The organism is Streptomyces sp. NPDC013157, from assembly GCF_042899865.1.
Lineage (GTDB): Bacteria > Actinomycetota > Actinomycetes > Streptomycetales > Streptomycetaceae > Streptomyces.
Genome location: NZ_JBIBAK010000021.1, coordinates 187,211 through 208,278, shown reverse-complemented (window position 1 = coordinate 208,278; position 21,068 = coordinate 187,211). Strand labels below are relative to the sequence as shown.

General features: G+C 68.0%; 12 protein-coding genes and 1 pseudogene. 4 read left to right on the top strand and 9 right to left on the bottom strand.

The features are described from left to right. Positions 1-337 precede the first annotated feature (337 nt). From ACFY6U_RS44540 to ACFY6U_RS44530, 3 genes are all read left to right on the top strand, one after another. Positions 338-2,209 carry a hypothetical protein gene (locus tag ACFY6U_RS44540; protein ID WP_390047755.1) on the top strand — a complete coding sequence of 624 codons (1,872 nt, stop codon included), beginning with the start codon at positions 338-340 and terminating at the stop codon, positions 2,207-2,209. Between the two features lie 770 nt (positions 2,210-2,979). After that, on the top strand, positions 2,980-9,237 hold the full coding sequence (locus ACFY6U_RS44535) for a DNRLRE domain-containing protein (RefSeq protein ID WP_390047817.1): 6,258 nt from the start codon (positions 2,980-2,982) through the stop codon (positions 9,235-9,237). Continuing rightward, the gene (locus ACFY6U_RS44530) at positions 9,216-9,746 is read left to right on the top strand and encodes a hypothetical protein (RefSeq protein ID WP_390047753.1); all 531 of its coding nucleotides are present in this window, start codon (positions 9,216-9,218) and stop codon (positions 9,744-9,746) included. Before ACFY6U_RS44535 ends, ACFY6U_RS44530 begins: the two co-directional genes overlap by 22 nt. Positions 9,747-9,998: 252 nt before the next feature. Here ACFY6U_RS44530 and ACFY6U_RS44525 read toward each other — a convergent pair whose 3' ends face one another. From ACFY6U_RS44525 to ACFY6U_RS44500, 6 genes and pseudogenes are all read right to left on the bottom strand, one after another. After that, on the bottom strand, positions 9,999-10,349 hold the full coding sequence (locus ACFY6U_RS44525) for a hypothetical protein (RefSeq protein ID WP_390047751.1): 351 nt from the start codon (positions 10,347-10,349) through the stop codon (positions 9,999-10,001). 596 nt (positions 10,350-10,945) lie between these two features. Continuing rightward, a pseudogene (locus ACFY6U_RS44520) lies at positions 10,946-11,084 on the bottom strand (HNH endonuclease); the annotation flags it as partial. Positions 11,085-11,389: 305 nt separating this feature from the next. Beyond that, positions 11,390-11,659 carry a hypothetical protein gene (locus tag ACFY6U_RS44515; RefSeq protein WP_390047749.1) on the bottom strand — a complete coding sequence of 90 codons (270 nt, stop codon included), beginning with the start codon at positions 11,657-11,659 and terminating at the stop codon, positions 11,390-11,392. A 64-nt stretch (positions 11,660-11,723) separates the two neighbouring features. Beyond that, positions 11,724-12,509, bottom strand: a complete 786-nt coding sequence (locus ACFY6U_RS44510; protein WP_390047747.1) for a crotonase/enoyl-CoA hydratase family protein — start codon at positions 12,507-12,509, stop codon at positions 11,724-11,726. Between the two features lie 100 nt (positions 12,510-12,609). Next, a complete protein-coding gene (locus ACFY6U_RS44505) occupies positions 12,610-13,830 on the bottom strand; it encodes a CaiB/BaiF CoA transferase family protein (protein ID WP_390047745.1) in 1,221 nt (406 codons plus the stop codon). A gap of 183 nt (positions 13,831-14,013) precedes the next feature. Beyond that, on the bottom strand, positions 14,014-15,225 hold the full coding sequence (locus tag ACFY6U_RS44500) for an acyl-CoA dehydrogenase family protein (RefSeq protein WP_390047743.1): 1,212 nt from the start codon (positions 15,223-15,225) through the stop codon (positions 14,014-14,016). 328 nt (positions 15,226-15,553) lie between these two features. Here ACFY6U_RS44500 and ACFY6U_RS44495 point away from each other — a divergent pair, with 328 nt between their 5' ends. After that, the gene (locus ACFY6U_RS44495; protein WP_390047741.1) at positions 15,554-16,819 is read left to right on the top strand and encodes a PucR family transcriptional regulator; all 1,266 of its coding nucleotides are present in this window, start codon (positions 15,554-15,556) and stop codon (positions 16,817-16,819) included. A gap of 47 nt (positions 16,820-16,866) precedes the next feature. Here ACFY6U_RS44495 and ACFY6U_RS44490 read toward each other — a convergent pair whose 3' ends face one another. The 3 genes from ACFY6U_RS44490 to ACFY6U_RS44480 all read right to left on the bottom strand — a co-directional run bounded on the left by ACFY6U_RS44490 (position 16,867) and on the right by ACFY6U_RS44480 (position 20,825). Continuing rightward, positions 16,867-18,369 carry a long-chain fatty acid--CoA ligase gene (locus tag ACFY6U_RS44490; protein WP_390047740.1) on the bottom strand — a complete coding sequence of 501 codons (1,503 nt, stop codon included), beginning with the start codon at positions 18,367-18,369 and terminating at the stop codon, positions 16,867-16,869. Between the two features lie 392 nt (positions 18,370-18,761). Continuing rightward, positions 18,762-19,634 carry a 3-hydroxyacyl-CoA dehydrogenase gene (locus tag ACFY6U_RS44485; RefSeq protein ID WP_390047738.1) on the bottom strand — a complete coding sequence of 291 codons (873 nt, stop codon included), beginning with the start codon at positions 19,632-19,634 and terminating at the stop codon, positions 18,762-18,764. Positions 19,635-19,712: 78 nt separating this feature from the next. Next, the gene (locus tag ACFY6U_RS44480) at positions 19,713-20,825 is read right to left on the bottom strand and encodes a 3-hydroxyacyl-CoA dehydrogenase NAD-binding domain-containing protein (protein ID WP_390047737.1); all 1,113 of its coding nucleotides are present in this window, start codon (positions 20,823-20,825) and stop codon (positions 19,713-19,715) included. Positions 20,826-21,068 lie beyond the last annotated feature (243 nt).

Here is a 21,068-nt window from a genome sequence, read left to right as displayed (position 1 = left end):
AGGTGGAACGCGACGAAGTCCCCGGCCGGGCGAACTGGCCGACGAGCCGATGAGTCTCGTACGCGGAGGGAGCGTCGTCCGGTGAGAAGTGCCACGGGGGGTAGCGCGGATGGCGGGCCGTGGGCTGTCCGCGACCGCCGCATGGATCCTGGTCTGCGCCGTGACCGTGCCGACGTCCTTCCTCCTCGCCGCCGGGCTGCGCAGGCTACCGGGGGTCCCGGCGCGTGCTGTGACGGCTGACGGGGCCGGCGGGCCGAGACGACTCGCTTCTTGCCGCCATCCCCGGTCTTCGTCGGCCGCCGGAAGGCGCCGGCGGGGCCTGCCGCATAATCCTCGCGTGTCCGAGACCCCTGTCCCGATACCGTCGGGATCCGTTCCCGCCGGTGCGGCCGCCTGGCTGTCCACCGGTGCCGAGGAGTGGGTGCGGTTGCGTCCCCCGTCCTGGGCTCGGCCGAAGTGGTCCGTCCTGGCCTTGATCGCCACCGTCATGTGGGCGGTTTCGGCGGAGCCGGATCTGCCGTGCAGCCAGGCGGCTCCGTGTGGTCCGGACTGGGGCGGCATGGTGCAGATGGGCCTGGCTCTGGGCTTGCTGTACTGGTTCGCCAAGCTCCCGGAGCTGGCCCTGGTCGCCGCGCCCGTCCTGGCGGCCATCGTGGCGCGGGTGGAACTGCCCGGTGCCGACCGGGTTTCCCAGGCCGCCAACCTCGCCGTGATAGCCGCCCTGGCACTCGGCTGGGCCGCAGCCCGGGCCCGGCTGACCGTACGGCGCAGACAGCGGCAACTCGCCGAGCGGCACGCCGGCACGCGACACCGCCTGCCGGAACCCGTCGGTCCGACGGTACGGGGAAGGGTCCCGATCGCCGCAGCGCTAATCCTGTTCGCTCTGGCCGCGGGGGCGGTCGCCCTGGGACTGCGCGGCATTCACGCGGACGAACACCATGCGGCCCGAGCCGTGCACACCACCGGGCGGGTGGTCCACCAGGGCGAGGACTCGCTACGTATCCGCACCGACGAGGCACGGAGCGTCACCGTCGGCGCGGACTACCCGGAGGACTACGACATCGGCAGCACGGTGACCGTGCTGGAGGACGGATCGTGGCGGCGCCTGGCCGCCGAGCCGTACGACGCCTTCGGCTGGCAGTCGCTGACCCTGGCCGCCGCTCTGCCTGGTCTGTCCCTGCTCACGACGGGTGTCCTGGCCCGTCGGCGGGCGGCGGCGCTGCGGCGCGCACCGGTGCCGGTCCTGCGGGTGCTGGAACGCTTCGACCGCGAGGGGAGAACCGTGGTCTATGCGGCCGACGACGACTCGGGCCGCACCCCGCTGCTCGAGTGCTACTGCGAGTCGACGAACCCGGACAGAGACGAGTCCTACGGCACAGGGGATACGGCGTACGACGACGAGATGTATGACGACAATGCGTACGACGAGGAGGGATTCCCCGCCCTCGACATGCAGTTGCGCGAAGCCGTCATGTTCGGTGCCCCGCACGAAGCGGGCGAACTGGTCTTCGTCACAACCGGCAAGGACGCGAACCCGGTGGTGATACGCACCGTCAGCGCGGTTCACCTGTCGGGAACGGACAAGGGTCAGGGCCCGGTACCGACACCGCCTGGCGCAACGAAGCCGCGCCGTCAGGAGCGCGTGGACCGGGTCGCCGCGACCCTGAAGCCCACCGGGCGGCCGATGCGCTGGGGCCCCAGCACCGTGGCCAGGGCAGTCGGCTCGGCAATCACCGTGGGCATCGTGGCCGGGGTCTGGGCTCTCACCCGATCACTGATGGCGGACGGGTTCGGCTGGGATGTCATTCCGGCCGTCGGGTTGATCACGCTGGTCGACCTGGCAGCCAAGTTGGTCAACTGGCGGGCCGCCGCGGACAGCTCCGGGGTGTGGCTGACCGGCGCCTGGAAGGTGCGGCACGCGCCCTGGGGTCAGGTGCGGGCAGCCGAGTACACGGAGGAAGGCAGCGTCGAGATCCGTCTCACTGGCGGAGAGATCTGGCATCTGACCGGACTGGGCTGGCCGTCGGCGGAGCGCCGCCTCCGCATCCGACCGTCGTACGTGCGCATGGCCGAGGAACTCACCGCACTGCACAACCATCCGGAACTGCGCCCCACCGAGCCCAGCAGACCACGCGACCACGGTCGGCCGCTGGGCCCCCTCCTGCTCCTGCTGACGGGCCTTGGTGCCCTGGTCGCGATCATCGCGTGAGCCCGACACGGCGCAGGTCGTGTCGCCCACCGTCCAGCAGTTGCGGAGTTCAGGGAGTGACCGCCACCCGCAGACGCTGCGCATCTGGTAGGGCTTGTTGGTCAGCCGGACCGCCTACCGGTCTTCCCTCGGCAAGACCCAGATGCCAGGAGAAGCACCACCGGAGACTGGCGCAGGGCGTTGACGCCGCGCAACGACGCTCTGCGGTGTCCCGCCGGTGGAAACCGTCAGCACCGACCGACATCCCGCTCGCCAGGACGTCGGCAAACTGACTCCCCATAACCAAGCTCAACTGGGCTTCCCCTGGGCGGACTTATTGATTTCCGATAATGTTGAGCCATACAGGCCGCGCGAGGTGAATGAATAGGGCTCTTGCCGAGTTCTTACCGATTGATCCACTTCTTCTTTCATTTCTTGGGAAAGTTTTGAAGTGCTCTCGGGAACCTTTTTACGACCAACATCGTCCCGCGTAAGCGGGATCATCTATGCAAAGACATGCAATCAGGGCACCTCAACGCGAGGGCCGCAGCGTGCACTCCTTAATGGACCTTGGTGATTTCGAGGGCCGGATTTGACCTTTCCGCTTTACGCCCTGAGAGCGCTGTGAACCTCCAGTGAAGATCAGTCCGTTTCTGTTGGCTCCGCGTTGCGGAGTGTCAGGGAGGGAGCTGATCGTGCGTCACAGACCTGTGGTCCATGACAGACCAAGAACAAGAAGGGGCCGAGCGTGCCAGGCGCGACGGCTACGGCAGATAGCCATTGGCGTGGTGATGCTGTTCGCGGCCGAGGCCGCGCTGGTGTCGCAGGACACCGGCATCGCGTTCGCCACGCCGGCTTCCGGCGCAACGGTGGAATCTGCCCAGTCGGACGCCACCAAGACATCGGGGCCTGCGGAAGCGCAGGACGAGGCGTCGGCGGTACTCATGGCACGCCTGCAGGACCGGAAGATCGAGGTGCTGTCCGCCCGGACGGCGGACTCGACGACGTATGCACTGCCCAGCGGGGAGCTGGAGACCGAGGCGTACGCGGGGCCGGTCCGGGTCAAGCAGGACGGGATCTGGAAGGACATCGACACGTCGCTGTCCGACACCGGTTCCGACCTCACGCCGGCCGCGGCGGCCGCCGACGTCGCTGTCTCCGACGGTGGTGACACGGATCTGGCGTCGGTGGCCAAGGGCACGGAGTCGTTCGGGCTGGGCTGGGAGGACAAGCTGCCCACCCCGACCGTCAAGGACAGCACGGCCTCCTACGACCTCGGCAGCGGGCAGACCTTGTCCGTCACCGCGCTGGCGCAGGGCTTCTCGGAGAACATCAGGCTGACGCAGCAGCCTGACGGGGACGCGGTGTCGTACCGGATTCCGCTGAACCTGGACGGGCTGAAGCTGTCCCAGGCCGATTCCGGCCACCTGCTGCTCAAGGACAACGACGGCAAGCTGGTCGCTGAGGCACCAGCGCCGATGATGTGGGACGCGAGCAAGGACCCTGCGTCGGGTGAGTCCGCGCACCAGGAGCAGGTGGCGACGAAGGTCGAGACCGCGGACGACGGCTCCCAGACCCTGGTCCTGACCCCGGACAAGGACTTCCTGGCCACCGCGACCTATCCGGTGACCGTCGACCCCACTTCGACGCTCGCGGTGACCACGGACACGTGGGTGCAGAACCCGGACTACCCCGACTCCCAGGTCTCCTCGCAGGAGCTGAAGTCGGGTACGTACGACTCCGGCTCGGACACGGCGCGCTCGTATCTGAAGTTCGACGTGTCGAAGTTCACGGGCAAGCACATCACGTCGGCGACGATGTCGCTGTACTCGTACTACTCCTCCAGCTGCTCCAGCACCGCGGTGACCCAGGCCAAGCGGGTGACCTCCACCCTGAACACCACGACCCTCACCTGGGGCGCGCAGCCGTCGACCACGACGACCAACATGGCCACCAACACCGGCCACTGGGGCTACAGCTCCTCGTGCCCGGCGAACTGGTCGAACTGGACACTGACTGGCATGGTCCAGGACTGGGCCAACGGCACAGCGAACAACGGCATCCAGCTGCGCAGCTCGGACGAGACGGATTCCACGAACTGGCGGCGCTTCCGCTCGGCGAACTACACCACCTCCGGGTACGCGCCGAAGCTGGTGGTGACCTACAACTCGTACGCCACGACCAGCTCGCTGGCGATCTCGCCGAGTTCGGTGAACGCGTACAGCGGCAAGCGGTACGTGACCACCTACACGCCGACGCTGTCGGCGAAGGTGACGGACGCGGACGGCTCCACGGTCAAGGCGCAGTTCGAGATCACCAATGACCCGTCGTACAGCGGCGAGACCTCGTACTCCTACACCGGCACGTCCTCCTCGGTGGCCTCCGGTAGCACCGCGAAGCTGACCATCCCGTCCGCGAGCCAGCTGGCCGCGTCCCACCTGCGGATGCGGGTGCGCGGTTACGACGGCACGGACTACGGCTCGTGGTCGTCGTACATCTACTTCGTGCCGAACGTCGCCAAGCCCAACGCCCCGACCATCAGCTGCGACCAGTACACGCAGGACACCTGGACGGCGAAGGCGTCGGGTTCGGTGACCTGCACGCTGGACACCTCCTCCAGTGACGGTCAGGGCTACCTGTGGGGCCTGGACGACTCCACCACCCCGAAGTCGGTGTACGACACCACCGATGGCAACGGCGGTGACCCGCTGACCATCTCGATCGCCCCAAGCGAGGACTGGCACACGCTCTACGCCAAGACCATCGACTCCGGCGGAAACCTTTCTTCATCCACCACCTCGTACACGTTCGGCGTCGGCGATGGCGCGGGTCTGCTCACCCCGGGCGACGGCGACAGCGCCGCCCGCCGGGTCAGCCTGACCTCCACTGGCAAGAGCACCTACACCGGCGTGACCTACCAGTACCGGCGTGGCGAGACCGACTCCTGGACCGACATCCCGTTCGTGGACGTCACCAAGTCCTCCGACGGCTCGGCGATCCCGGCCTGGCCCATCGCGGTGTCCAGCGGTGCCCCGGCGGCGTTGACGTGGAACGTCACCGACTCCCTGTCCCAGGACGGCTCCCTCGACATCCGGGCGGCCTTCACCGACGGTACGACGACGGCCTACTCCTCGGCCCACACGATCACCGTGGACCGCAACGCCGGCACCGCACCGAGTGCGGACGTCGGTCCCGGTTCGGTGAACGCGCTGACCGGTGACTACACCCTGTCCGACACGGACGCCTCGGGCTTCGATCTGTCCGTGTCGCGGACCGCGTCCTCCCGCCGCCCGACGGCCGGTGCGGACGCGGAGGGCCAGGTGGCGATCTTCGGTCCGCAGTGGACCTCCGGCACCACGGCGGAGATCACCGACTCCGACTGGGCCTACCTCCGCAAGACCTCCGGGACCTCGGCGACCACGGCGACCTCGGTGGCACTGGTGGACGTGGACGGCGACGAGACCGGGTTCACCGCCACCAACTCGGGCGGCTGGAAACCCGAACCCGGCTCGGAGGACCTGACCCTGACCGGCTCACTGACCGGGTCGTTCACGCTCAAGGACGACCAGGGCACGACCACCACCTTCGCGAAGGTGGACCCGGCGGCGACGACCTGGCAGGTCTCCAGCACCTACCTGCCCACCGACAACTCCACCACCAAGGTGGTCTCGGAGGTGCCAACCCCCGGCAGCACCCTGGCCCGCCCGAAGTACGTCATCGCGCCCACCTCGGCTGTGTCCTCCTCCACCTGCGAGACCACGCCGTCGACGGCGGGCTGCCGGATGCTGGAGTTCGTCTACGCCACATCCACCACCGCCACCAGCTCCTCCTTCGGCGACTACAACGGTCAGGTCAAGCAGATCAAGGAGTGGGCGACCGACCCGGGTGCCTCGGCGGCGACCGCCACGGTCGTGTCGCAGTACTCGTACGACACCAGCGGCCGACTGCGCGAGCAGTGGGACCCCCGGATCAGCCCCGCGCTGAAGACCGCCTACACCTACGACAGCGCCGGCCGTATCGCCACCCTCACACCTCCGGGCGAGCTGCCGTGGACGTTCACCTACGGCACGGCGGGCAATGCGGCCACGGCCGGTGCGGGCATGCTGCTGTCGGCGTCTCGCCCGAACCTGACGGCGGGCACGAAGAGCACCACCGACGGCACGACCGCGACCACCAGCGTGGTCTACGACGTTCCGCTGACCGGCTCGAAGTCGCCCAACCCGATGGGCACGTCGGACGTCGCCGCCTGGGGACAGACGGACGTACCGTCGGATGCGACCGCGGTCTTCCCGGCCGACTCGGTCCCCACCTCCAACTCCGGCTCGGACCTCGCGGCCTCGGCCTACACTCGGGCGACCATCACCTACACCGACGCGTCCGGCCGTGAGGTCAACACCGCCACTCCCGGCGGGCACATAGCCACGACCGAGTACGACCGATTCGGCAACGCCGTCAGAGAACTATCCGCCGGCAACCGTGAACTGGCGCTGACCTCGGCCACCAGCGGCGACGCCTACGACGAACTGGCCCTGCTGCACATCGCCGGCGACCAGAGCGCCGACCGCGCCGACCTACTGTCAACCGTTTCCACGTACTCCAGCGACGGCCTGCGGATGCTGGACGAGAAGGGCCCGCTGCACCTGGCCACCCTCACCTCGACCCTCTCCGCCGGAACCGGCGGAACCGACGTACCCGCCGGAACCTCCTGGCCGGTCCGCCAGCACACCGTCAACACCTACGACGAGAACCGCCCCACCGACGGCACGGCCACCGTCGCCAACCAGGTCACAACGGCCAAGGTCGGGGCATGGGCCGACGCCTACCCCTCCGACGCCGACGTACGCACCACAACCACCGCGTACGACTGGGTCAAGGGCCTGCCCACGGACACGATCACCGACCCGAACGGGCTGGCACTGGAGACCAAGACCTCCTACGACTCCCAGGGCAGGGTCACCAAGACCCAGCTGCCGAAGTCGTCCGGCACGGACGCCGGGGCCACAGTGACCACCTACTACTCGGCCACCGGCACCGGAGCCTGCAACGCCAAGCCCGAATGGGCCGACCTGGTCTGCTCCACCGGCCCGGCCGGCACCATCACCAACGGCGGCTCCAACCCCACCCAACTGCCCACCAGCACCATCGAGTACGACCGCTGGGGCAACACCGCCAAGACGACCGAGACCGCGAACTCGGTCACCCGCACCACCACCAACACCTACGACGCCGCCGGCCGTCTCAGGACGACCGTCGTCAGCGGCGGCGTGGGCACGGCGGTGCCGGACACAACCACCACGTACGACACCGACAGCGGTGACGTGGCCACGGTCACCTCCAACGGGCAGACCATCACCCACGCCTACGACCAGCTCGGACGGGAGATCACCTACAACGACGGCGCCGGCAACACCGCGAGCACGCAGTACGACGCGCTCGGCCGGCCGGTGAAGACCACCGACTCCGCCCCGTCCACCACCACCTACACCTACGACACGGCCAAGGACCCGCGCGGTGTGGAGACCTCCCGCACCGACTCGGTCGCCGGCACCTTCGCCGCCACCTACGACGCGGACGGCGACCTGACCACCGAGTCCCTGCCCGGCGGCTACACCCTGACCGTCGGACAGGACGAGACCGGCGCCGAGACCTCCCGCATCTACACCCAGGACAGCGACAGCAGCGTCGTCGCCTCCGACACCACGGACGAAAGCGTCCAGGGCCAGGTCGTGGCCGACGCCGACACCGCCGGGCAGAGCCGCAGCCGCGCCTACACCTACGACGCGGCAGGCCGCCTCACCCGGGCCGACGACACCGACCCGGACGGCGCCTGCACCCGCCGCGACTACACCTTCGACAACAACACCAACCGCACGGCCCTCGCCACGTCCGTCAGCGATGTCGGCGCCGCCTGCACCTCCACCGGCGCCACCACCACGTCGTACTCCTACGACAGCGCAGACCGACTCACCACGTCTGGCACGGTCTACGACGCCTTCGGCCGCACCACCACCCAGGCGTCCGGCGCCACCATCGGCTACTACGCCGACGACCTCGTCCGCCAGCAGACCTCCGGCAACAGCCGGCAGACCTGGAGTCTGGACGCGGCCGGCCGCCTCGCCGCCTGGACCACCGAATCCAACAGCAGCGGCACCTGGACCCAAACCGCGTCCAAGACCAACCACTACGGCTCCGACACCGACAGCCCCGACTGGATTCAGGAAACCAGCAGCACCCTCACCCGCAACGTCCAGGGCACCAGCGGCAACCTCGACGCGATCACCAGTGCCACGGGTGACACCGTCCTGCAGCTCACCGACATCCACGGTGACGTGACGGTGCAGCTCCCCCTGGACACTTCCAAGGCGCCGACCGCCCTCGCCTACGACGAGTACGGCAACCCGGAGTCCGGCACTGCCACCAGCCGCTACAGCTGGCTCGGCGGCAAGCAACGCTCCAGCGAGACGGTCACCGGCGCCACCCTCATGGGGATCCGCCTCTACGACCCCACCACCGGACGCTTCCTGTCCGTCGACCCCGTCCCCGGCGGCAACGCCAACGCCTACGAGTACTGCAGCAGCGACCCGCTCAACTGTTACGACCTCGACGGACGGTTCGGTTGGGGCAAATGGATCGACCGGGTAGGCACCGGACTCGCGATAGCCGGCATGTTCGGTTGCGCGGCCTGTTCCGCCATCTCCGCGGGGATCTCTGTCGCTCGCGGGGCCTACAAGGTCTACCACGGCGACCGGAGCGGCTGGATGGATATAGCCGGAGGCGCCACGTTCGGTGCTGGCAAGGGATTCCGCTACTTTGGAAGACTCTCGAAGAGCCGCAGGATGGCCCGGTTTGCGAAGGGAGCTCGCGGCCGCGGCAGGTACAACAAGCGGATGCGCAGCAGAGCAGCCAAGGCGAACCGCCGATACCATCACCGCTACACGCGACGCGCGGACGCAATCGACAGGTGGTACGGCGGAGCATCCATGGCGTACGGGCTATACGGGGAGTACCGCTCCTACCGACAGCAGGGATGGCGACGTTGGCTGCGGTGATCAAGAATCGAGTGCGGATCCTGCGAGCCTGTGAGACCCGCCTGACCACCTTGGTGTTCCTCGTTTCCGAACGAGGGGATCGGCGGGAGGCGGCGATCGCGGCCGCTGAAACCGACGAGGCCGTGGCGGATCTGCTCAAGCTTCGACCGGGAAAGATCCGTCGGAAGGACGAGAACGGCGTTTGGTACCCCGCTTCCGACGTGCTGGCGTTTCGCTCATGGCTGTGGTTCGTGATCGCGGTCTTGATCGGAGTCGGAAATCTCCTGCTGGTCCCGGGTGATTCAACGGCAGAGCAGTACGCGCGGATCGCACTTTCTCTGGTCGCCGCGGTGCCCAGCGCGCTGTTCGCATCACGCCAGCTGGGTCACGCCCTGACTCGCCGGGCCCTGCGAACCGGGATGGCCGAGCAGAGCACTCTCGTCTGGATCAGGCGCTGGCTCAGCGAAAGCGCAGTTCTGATCCTCACCCTGGGAATGTGGGCACTCTGGATGACAGTCCTCGTCCTCTAGGCCCCTCCACTCCTCGGCCCAGCGATGCGGGGCGCCGGTCATCCGGCGCCCCGCATCCGGCATGGCGGCGCAGCCGCCGAGCAGCATGCCGCACCAATACGTGTACCGGGGGTGCTGTTGCCGCCAGCGAGTCAGCTCTGCTGCGTCCATGGCAGGATCACCGCAAGATCAGAGTCCTTGTGGCCTACGACGGCGGTCTGTATGCGTCGGTGGTCCTCGGACATTACGGATGTAGTCATCAAGGAGGGCAGGTCACGGGCCGGCGCCGGGGATGGCGGGCAGGCGGGGCCTGCCGGTCGGGCGCGTGGGCTGCCATTGAGCGGCCAGCAGAGCGTAGGCGCGTTCGGCCTGTTCGGCGATCTCGCGTTCGTGGCGGCGCAGTTGCTTGTTGTTGTAGTCGTAGCCCGCCCCGCGGCGGGCGATCCGGCGTTCGGCGCCGGCGGTCAGCTCGAGCTTGCGGCGTTTGAAGGCGACCAAGCTCGGGCGGGCGAAGGCGTAGTCCTGCTCCTTGGTGACCAGGTGCCAGGCGATGACCGTGATCTTCCGGGCGACCGCGACGATCGCGATCTGCATCCCGTGCCGGGCCGCGATCCGCTGGTGCAAGGCCCGCAGCGGGCCCGGGGCGCGCAGCGCGGCGAACGCGGCCTAACGGCATCGTGTGGGCTCTCCGGCGGCGGGAAGCGGGCGGGATACAGCCCGTACAAGCCATGGTGCCCAAGAGGACCTACGGCCGACACCTGTTCTGAGGCGGACAGGTCGCTGGCGGACTCCCGGAGTCCGCCCTCTCTGGGGCCCGTCCCGGGAGCCGGGTACCGACGTCGGCTCCCAAACGGCTCCCAAAATGGCCCCAGAAACCGCTCAGGGGCCCGACCCGCGAAGCGGATCAGGCCCCTGACCTGGTGTTTCGGCTGTCGGGGTGGCGGGATTTGAGCCCACGACCTCTTCGTCCCGAATGAGGTCCGACCATGTTGCGCACCTGCCGAGGCGGGCATCTGCGCAGGTCAAGGCGTTGGTCATGGTGGGTCTCAGGTGGTATCGCTGGGGATCTGGGAGAAGATCTTCTCCCAGATTTCTCCCAGGAGGGCCAGCCTGCAGGTCCTGCGACGGGCATCGGGTGCATTGCTTGAGCAAGTTTGCAATGTGTCGGAGGTGAGCCCAGGTCAGCTGGCTTTCCTCTTGAGGTCTCCGGCTTGACGGATGTCGAAGAGGGTGTGGTGCAGCGAGCAGGGGCACAGTCCGTTCTCGACGTCGTCCGGTCCGTCGAAGGCCCACCAGCGTACGTGTGCGGCCGAGCCTGCCGTCATACCCGCAGAAGGCACACCGGTACTCGTAGGCGGTCGGCCTCGGTGGAAGCAGCGGCCATCGCCCCGGTGGACGCGCGGGCGCAGGACCTCGCGGAATGTGGCGTCCTGGTCCAGCCGCCTGGCCTTGAAAGACTTCGGCGAATGCCCGATGGCGGGTCCAACAGACCTGGCTCAATAGGCACATGGAGATTGGCGAGCACTGGGCATACCGTGCGAGGCCGAACGCGCTGGGCGGCGCGGTTCGTCAGGTGGAGGTCCTTCGAGTCGGCGGCCCCGGCAGGTCCGGCCGGATTCATGTCCGGTTCCTCGGAGGCGACGACGCCGGTCTGCAGGAATGGGTCAGTCCCGGGCGTCTCGTAGCACCGTGGGTGGACGTCGATACATTCCGGGCGGATGACGCGGCGGATTGGGCTCCCAGCCGCTGTACAGCATGCACCAGAAGTGAGGCGGGGCCGCGTTCTCCTTGCTCAGCGCGAGATCGATCATGGGGAGCGCCGGCCGTTCCGCTGTGATCTGGCGGCTCATGAGGAACGGTACGACGGCGCTGTCGATGTATTCCGGTTCGAAGGTCGGCGGGAGCAGACCGACCAGCTCCTTAGGCGTGATCATGCCGGCGTCCTCCAATGATCTCGTTGTTCGGGACGGCCCGTGCCTCACCGAGGTCTCCGACGAGTCAGCGGCCTTCCCAGTGGGGGGAGCGCTTTTCGGCGAAGGCGTGGGCTCCTTCCTGCGCGTCGTGGGACGCGAGGACCGGTGCGACGAGTTGGTCCTGCTGGCGGAACGCGTCCTGATCGCCGTATGCGGTCCGCTCGTTGACCGCGCGTTTGACGGCCGCGATGGACAGCGGGGCGTTGCGCGCGATGCGGTGGGCCAGTTCCACGGCCTTGGTGAGCGTCTCGCCGGGCGGGGTGAGGTGGTTGACGAGGCCGAGCTGATGAGCGCGTTCGGCGGGCAGGGGGTCGCCGGTGAGGAGAATTTCCAAGGCCATGTTGCGGGGGATGCGTTCGGGCAGCCGTACGATTCCTCCTTCGGGGGGAACCAGGCCGAACGTCACCTCGGTGAGGCCGAAGGTGGCGTTCTGGGCGGCCACGATCAGATCGCAGGCGAGCGCCATCTCGGTGCCGCCGCCCAGGGCCCAGCCCTCGACGGCGGCGATGAGCGGGGTGTGGAGCTGGGTTCGGGTGAGGCCGGCGAAGCCCCGTCCGAGGATGACCGGGGTGTCTCCCTTCGCGAATGCCTTGAGGTCCATCCCTGCGCTGAAGATGCCTCCGGTGCCAGTGAGTACACCGACCAACAGGTCGTCCCGGGCGTCGAGTTGGTCGAAGGCTTCGGCCAGCGCTCGCGCGGTGGCACCGTCGATGGCGTTGCGTACCTTGGGCCGGTCAATGCTGATCACGAGGACGCCGTCGTCTTCTTCGGTGCGCACGGTGGGCGCATCCGCGATGGGATTGTCGGTCATGGTGGGGTTTCCTAGTCTTTCCCGCGGTGTGGGTCGTCTGCCGTTGACGGCGGAGGACTCCTCGGGGGGGCGGTGCCGGGGTGTTGTCTTCGGGCCACTGCTAGCCGGGGATCGCTCCGCCGGTACGCAGGGACTCGATGTCGTCGGCACCGAATCCGAGTTCCGTGAGGACCTCCTCGGTGTGTTCGCCCAGGTCGGGAGCTGGGCGTGGCGGAACCTTCGACTCCTGGTCCAGATGCACGGGACTGTTGACGGTCAGGTGTGGTTCGCTGCTGCCGTCATCGATCGGCACCACGATCTGGTTGGCCAGGAGCTGGGGGTCGTGGGCGAATTCCTCCAGTGTCTGGACGACCCCGTAGGTGAGGCCGGCGGCGTCGAGGATCTCGCGCCATTCGGCCAGGGGACGGGTGGCGAACCGCCTGTCCAGCAGAGTGACGATGTCGGCGGCGTGGGCGCGGCGGCTTGCGGTGTCGTGGAACCGGGGGTCCTCGGCGGCCTCGGTCTGGCCGATGGCCTTGAGGAAGAGAGGGACCTGCTTGTCCTCGTTGGCGAAGGCCAGGAGGATCCAGCGGTCGTCCGCGGTGCGGTACACGTTGGCCAGGGCGTTGGGCGGGTCGGAGCGGTCGACGGGCCGGGGAGGCTTCCCGCCGAGCAGGGCGGCCTGCAGCCACATTCCCGCAGCCCAGGCACCCTCGGCGACCAGTGACGCGCTGACGCGTGCGCCCTGGCCGGTCTTCTCGCGTCGGTACAGGGCGGTCATGATCCCGGCGAACAGGGTGATTGCGGTGGGGTGATCGCCGGAGCCGAACGCGTTGATGGCAGGGGCCGCGTCGCGCTGGCGGGTGAAGTCCATCAGGCCGCTGCGTGCCCAGAAGGCCGTGACGTCGAAGCCGGGCAGGTGTGCGTCCGGGCCTTCCTCGCCGAACCCGGTGACATCGGCATAGACCAGCCGGGGGTTGATGGAAGCGAGATCGTCGTAGTCCAGGCCGAGCTTGTCCCGGGTGCGGGGCGGGAAGTTGGTGACCAGGACATCGGCCCATCGCACCAGTCGTTCGAGTACGGACCGGGCGTCGGACGACTTCAGGTTGAGCTCGATGCTGCGCTTGTTCCGGTTGTCCAGCTGCCAGGGGTAGTTGACCCCTTCGACCTGGGGGTTGGGAGGCATCCGGCTGAGGCCGCGGTAGCTGTCGCCGGTGTGCGGTGGTTCCACCTTGACGACGTCGGCGCCGAAGTCGCCGAGCATCGTGGCCGCGGCCGGTCCGGCGATGAAGCTGGCGATATCGACGACGTGCAGTCCCTCCAGCAAGGGCGTGTTCTCCATAGCAGGTTCCTCTTCCGCGGGGTTGTCCGGCGGACGTGGAGGTGTCCTCGTCGCCGGCGCCGCCTGCGCGCGGGCCGCCAGGGGATGCGTACGGCGGGCGGCTCGGCGAAGCGGGTACCGGCGTGGCCGGTTGTGCAGGCGCAGGGCCAGGCCGTGTGCGCGGGGTGCGATCGCGCGCCGGTGCTAGTGCCGGCCGTTGGGGGCCATGGGCACGAAGGCGTTGTATCCGGTGATGTCGCGGCCGACGATCAGCGCCTGCACGGTGTCGGTGCCTTCGTAGGTGTCGATGGCCTCGATGTCGCACAGATGCCGGGCAACGTGGTAGTCCAGCAGGATTCCGTTGCCGCCGAGCATGTCGCGGGCGTCGGCGAGGATGGCCCGGGCGCGTTCCGTGTAGTGCATCTTGGCCAGCGCGACCCGTGGCATCGACATCTTGCCCTCGTCCATGAGCTGGCTGAGCCGGTAGTTCATGCACACCATGTCGGTGACATCCGCCAGCATCCGGGCCAGCCGGTACTGGATGAGCTGGAAGGACGCCAGCGGTACGCCGAACTGCTTGCGCTGCTTGGCGTAGGCGAGGGCGGTCTCGTAGCCGGCGATCGCGGCGCCGACGGACTCCCAGGCCACACAGAATCGCGAGGCCAGCAGGACCTTCTCGGTGTCGCGGAAGGTGTGGCACTCGGTCAGCCGGTTCTCGGCGGGCACCCGTACGTCCTTCAGGGAGATCTGTGCGTTCTGTACGCAGCGCAGGGCCGTCTTGCCCCCGATGAACTCGGGATCGAACCCGGTGGTGCCCTTCTCCACGATGTACCCGCCGACATGACCGTCGTCGCCGCGAGCCCAGATGATGACGTAGTCGGCGAAGGTCGCGTTGCCGATCCACCGCTTGTGGCCGTTGAGTACGTAGGAGTCGCCGTCCCGGTGCGCCGTGGTCTCCAGCTTGACCACGTCCGTTCCGTGAGCGGGCTCGGTCAGACCGAAGGCGCCGATCTTCTCCAGACGCGCCATCTGCGGCAGGAAGCGCTGCTTCTGCTCCTCCGAGCCCAGCAGGTCGATCGACATCATGGCCAGCGCGGAGTGCACCCCCATGAAAGTGGACATGCTCAGATCACCGCGGGCCAGCTCCATGATCACTACACCGGCCGTCACGTTGCTCATCCCGGGCGAGCCGTGTCCGGGAATCTGGAAACCCGCGATGCCCAACTCCGCCAGCTTGGGCACCAGCTCATGCGGAAACTCCGCGCGCTCCCAGTAGGGGTTGATGACGGGGATGACTTCCTGGTCCATGAACTCACGTACGCGCTGTCGCAGTGCCTGCTGATCGTCCGTGAGCAACTCGTTCAGCAGGTAGTAGTCCGTATGCTCGGGACCGCCCAGCACGGGCGGCTGCACCACTGGCTGACCGTTCCCGGAGCCGACTGTGGTGACGTCGACAGGCATTATCGTGTCCTGGCGCTTCGCGTTCATCCGTCCGGCGCTCCCTTTTGGGTCGACCTGGGTCCGTTCTCCCCCATGAAAAGGAGGCTACGGGCCGGCCGCGGAGAAACCATCGGACGCGGAGCACGAACTCCCCGAAGGAATTCGTGCCCGTGACCCGATGAACTCGGTGTGACTGCCTCCGCACAGAAAGACGCCCGCGCCGGGGAAATGGGCTGTTGGAGGGCTTGCCGGGGTGTGCTGGATGGCGCTGCCGGGACCGTCGCGATAGCGTGACGATATGGCCGTGGGCAGCGTCGAAGCGGGAAAGTGCCTTTCCGTCGTGGCGTCGAGGGTCGCTGTGTACATGCCGGAAGTCAGCCAGGACGTGTGGGAGTTCGTTATTGCCGAAATACCGCAGCTGAGAGGCGACGGAATAATTCTCAACACGCTCAAGGCGAGCGTCGAGGAGAATATCGCCACAATGCTGCACGGTTTTGAGAACGATATGCCGCTGGCCGACGTCGAAGGACCTGCGGCCGCATTGGATTATGCACGGCGACTGGCCCAGCGCAATGTTCCCGTCGGCTCGCTCATCAGGGCCTACCGGCTCGGCCACTGCCGTTTCCTGCGGTGGTGCATGGACGAACTCCGTCGTCACGGACCCGATGAGGATGTCTGCGCGGCCACCGCGCGCCTCATGCTGGAGTTGAGCTTCGGATACATCGACCGCGTCAGCGAACGAGTGATCGAGGTCTACCAACTGGAACGGGACCGTTGGCTGCTGGGCCAGACCGGCGTACACGCCGTACGTGTGCAGGAGATCCTTGCAGGGAAGCACATCGATCCCGACTCGGCGGAATCGGCCCTTCGTTATCGCCTACGCCAAACCCGTCACGTGGGGATGCTTCTCTGGCTGCCCGAGGCCCCCCTCGGCGGTGAGGGGCTCGACCGGCTCGACCGGCTGACAAGCCGGATCGGCGAAGAACTCGGCTGCTCTTCCAGACCGCTGTTCGCCGCCCAGGACGAGACCCTGGCCTGGGTCTGGCTGCCCTTCGGCTCGTCCTGTGACCTTTCCTGGGACAGGCTGGCGAACGCGGTCGAGGACGGCGATCCCACCGCGAGGGCGGCCGTGGGGGACGTGGAACCCGGCGTCGAGGGTTTCCGCCGTACTCATCGCCAGGCTGTTCGCGCACAGGAACTGGCCATGGCGGCGGGGCCGGAAGCCCGGGTCACCGTCTACGCGAGGGTGGCGCCGATCGCATTGATGTGCACAAACATCGAGGACACCCGTGCCTGGGTGTGGAGCGTGCTCGGTGTTCTGGCCGTCGACGACGAGCACTGCGCACGACTGAGGGAGACCCTGCGGATCTTCCTCGCCACGGGCTGCAGCTACACTGCCACCGCCAGTCGCCAGATCCTGCACAAGAACACCGTGCAGTACCGCATCCGAAAAGCCGAGGACGCCCTGGGGCGTCCGTTGCAGGAAGGGCGCCGGGACCTGGAGATGGCGCTGCTCGCCGTCCAGTACCTCGGCTCGTCGTTCCTGCGCACCGACCCTGACCCGTCCTGACCGCGCACCTCGGCGATCCTCGTGGTCGTGGTGAACGCGAAGTCCGCTCATGGCCTGCCCAACGCGGCCGGCGGGACGATCTCCCGCTTGAGGATCTTGCCGGTGGACCCTTTCGGCAGCGCGTCCACGAGCCAGACCTGTCGCGGATATTTGTACGGGGCGACCTGGTGCTTGACGTAGTCACGCAGTTCCTGGGCTGTGGCGGTGGCGCCTGGCTTGAGCACGACGGCGGCGCCGACCTCCTCGCCGAGATCGGGATCGGGCAGGCCGACGACCGCGGCATCGGCCACCGCCGGATGCTCGTACAGAACGTCTTCGACTTCGTGGGGGTAGACCTTGTAGCCGCCCCGATTGATCAGATCCTTCTCCCGGCCGACGATCCAGAAGTATCCGTCCTGGTCGACCCGGCCGAGATCGCCGGTGTGGAACCAGCCCTCGCGGATCGCGGCGGCCGTGGCCTGCGGACGCCGCCAGTACCCCTTCATCACGTTGTGCCCGCGGATCACGATCTCACCGGTTTCGCCCTGCGGGACCTCATCGCCACTGTCGTCGACCACCTGCATACGGACGCCGTGGATCGGGGTGCCGATCGAGCCGGGCTTGCGTGGGGCGTCCAGGCGGCTGAACGAGGCGACCGGCGAGGTCTCCGACAGCCCGTACCCTTCGAGCACGACACAGCCGAACGCGGCCTCGAAGGCGCGTAGTACGGCGACCGGAATGGCCGCGCCACCGGAGACGGCCAGCCGGAGCCGGGAGACGTCGTGGGCGTCGCGGTCCGGCGTCTGCGCCAGCCTGCTGAAGATCGTCGGCACCCCGGCGAAGATGGTGACCCTGTGATCGGCCAGCATCCGCAGTGCCTGCTCGGCGTCGAAGCGCGGCAGCAGCGTCAGACACGCACCGGAGGTGACGGCGGCGTTGAGCGTGCAGCTCTGCCCGAACGCGTGGAACAGGGGGAGCCCCCCGAAGATCACGTCGTCCGGGGTGAGACGAATCAGGTCGGCCGCCACGATGTCGCAGTTGCGGGTGAGGTTGGCGTGGGTCAGTTCGGCACCCTTCGGCTCACCGGTGGTCCCCGAGGTGTAGAGGATCACCGCGGTGTCGTCCTCGTCTCGCTCGACCACGTCCTCGGCGAGTGGGGCGGACGCGAGCAGTACGTCGAATCCGCCGGGATCCACGACCACCGCATCGGCCTCGACCTGCTGCGCGCCGGTCCGTACCTCGTCGGCGAAGGCGGGCCGCGCGAACAGCAGCCGGGCACCCGAATCGCCGAGGTAGTAGGCGACCTCCCGGGCCTTGAGCAGGGGGTTCATCGGGACGACGACGCCGCCGGCGCGGAGCACGCCGAAGTAGGCGATGGCGAATTCCGGACTGTTGGGCAGCATGATCGCGACTTGGTCGCCCGGTTTGACGCCGCGGTCACGGAGCAGTCCCGCCATGCGGGCGCTGACCTGGTCGAGCGCGCGGTACGAGAGGATGTCATCCCCCAGGCGCAGCGCGGCGCGGTCCGGGTGGGCACCGGCGCTTCGTACGACCTTCGACGCGAGGTTCATGGCAGGGCACCCTTCAGCTGCTTGCCTTCACCGGCCGCGTAGCGTCAGCAGGAGTGGCGACATGACCCGCGCCGCCCTCGCGTCCGACGGAACCCGCAGATGATCGCGGTCCGGATCACCTCATTGGTTGTGGACCGCGTTCTGCGGCCTTCTCACGGGCGGCGTCGGCGGTCCCTAGCGGGCGGGGGCCCCACCGACGCACGGGGCACGGGCCCGACGAAGCGGCCCCTCGTCCACCTCACAGGGGACCGTGCGACCGGGCCGTCGGAGTCCTGAGTGGTCGCCGGCCGAATCCCGTCCGTGCACACGTGCATGCACGAAGGATCCGAGGTCCATTCTGCCGCACCGCCTGGGTGCCGCATCTCGGCTCACTGTTCACGGGTCTGACCCACCTACGGCTCCTCGGTGGGAATCACGGCATGGGCGATCCCGGTGAGGTTGCCCTGCGCGATGAGGATCTCTCTGCGGTTCGATCCGTCGAGATCGGCCGCGTAGATGGTCCCGGCCATGTCGGTCACGAACATGCGGCTGTCGTCCAGATCGAGAGCGATGCCGATGCCTTCCATCAGATGGGTCCAGAGGATCTCGGGCTCCCGCTGTCCGTTCGGCGGATCCACCGGCGTGCGGTTCACGGAGTTGCCTCGCGGCGGGTCCCCGCGGTCGGTCCAGTACAGCGTGCGCTCCGTGAGGTCGAGTTGCAGGTCGATCGGCTCCGGCAGCCCCTGGAGCAGCACCTCGATGTCGCTGCGGTCTGCTGCGGATTCACCGGCGGGCAGATCCATTCCGGCCCGCAGGATCTTCCCGAGTCCCGCATCGCTCGGGCCTTTTTGTGTCCAGTACAGGTGCCCGCCGCCGGGGTCGACAGCGATTCCGACGCACCATCTGGTCTGGTCGCGGCGGTCGTTGTCGCCCTGCCCCGTCTGTACGAGCGTCTCGACGTTCGAGCCGTCGAGGTCGCAGCGCATGACGCGCATCCCTTCGCGATCACCCCAGTACAGCTTCCGGCCGGTGGCCTCGAGGTGCAGCTGCTTCGGCGTGTACGTGCCACCGCTGGGAACGATCGTCGTCCGGTTGCTCCCGTCCATGTCGACGCGCTCGATCGATCCGTCGTTCACCGGCGGAGATCCCATGTTCGTCCAGTAGATGTGCCCCGCCTCCACATCGACGGCCACACCGTCGGGGAACCTGCATCCGCTGACGATGGTCTTCTTGTCGGTGCCGTCGGGCTTCACGGAGAACACGCGACCGTCACTGAGTTCGAGCACGAACAGTCTTTCCTGCCGTTGTGTCACCGTCTCTCCTCTCGGGTGGGAGCCCGCTGTTCCGGGGGCAAGGGTGCGGTCTCACGCCGACCGGCCGGCTGCGTTGCCGGGTGGGCCGGATGCGGCGCGCACGGCCAGCAGGCGGAGCAGCATCGCGTCGCGCTGGGCGGCCAGGTCGTCGACCGAGCGACCGTCCGCTTCTTCCAGGACGCCGTCGACGATGGTCTCCTTGAGTTCGGGCGTGAGTTCCGGGGTGCCCAGTTCCTGCCACATCCCGGTCAAGCGCGGCATGAGGGTGTCCATGAAATGCTGGATGCCGCCCTCGCCTCCGCCCAGATGCCACAGCAGACTCGGCCCCATGACGCCCCACCTGAGTCCTGGACCCCAGGACACCGCGTCGTCGGAGTCCGCGACGTCGAGCACTCCCTGCTCGATCAGGTGCACGACCTCGCGGTACAGCGCGGCCTGGATACGGTTGGCGACGTGACCAGGGAGTTCCTTTTTGAGGTGGATCGGTTTCTTGCCGATGGCGGCGTAGAAGGACAAGGCGTCCCAGATCGTCTCCGGGGCGGTTTTCGTTCCGCCGACGACCTCGACCAGTGGGATGATGTGCGGCGGGTTGAAGGGATGCCCGATGAGGGTGCGCTCCGGACGTCGGCACTCCGCCTGGATGACGCTCATCGTGATGCCCGACGAACTCGACGCGATGATCGCGCCCGGCGGCGTGGCGTCGTCGATGTCGGCGAACAACTTGACCTTCAGTTCCGGGCGCTCCGGTGCGTTCTCCTGCACGAAATCGGCGTCGGCCACGGCCTGCCGCATGTCGGTGGTGAATGCCAGACGGTCGGGTGAGGCTCCGGGTTGGGCCCCGAGTGTGGCCGCCGCGTCCCATGCGGCGTCCACATACGCCCTGAGGGCTTCTTCCGCACCGGGGCCAGGGTCGGTCGCTGTGACGTCGAAGCCCCGCGCCAGATAATGCGTCGCCCAGCTCGCTCCGATGGTACCGGTGCCGACGATCGCTACGCGATGGACGGGTTCGTGAGTGTTCATGGCTTGTCGTCGCTCCTGGTGTCGGGTGCCGGTGGGCGAGGGGAACCAGGCCAGGTGGCAAGAGGCCGCCGCCGGTCGGCCGGCCTGTCGTCGGCAGCCTTGTCGGCTCGCGCGCCGCTCGCGCTGTCCGTGGCGCGGCGCCAAGGGAGCCGGAGCTCACGGACACTGCGGTGCTCCTCTCGCGCGGGCGGTACCTGCGGCCCGAGCCCGTCCACCCGCCTCTGGCTCCTCGTCCAGTCGGGTCGCCTGGCGCGTGACCACTACTACGAGGGCATCCCATCGCGGCCCGTCCTGACTCGTGTGGCTCCGTTCCAGGGTGCGGCTCTCGCCCGCCCGGGGCATCTCGGGGACCATCGGCCGGAACACCGCCCTGACGGACACTCCGAG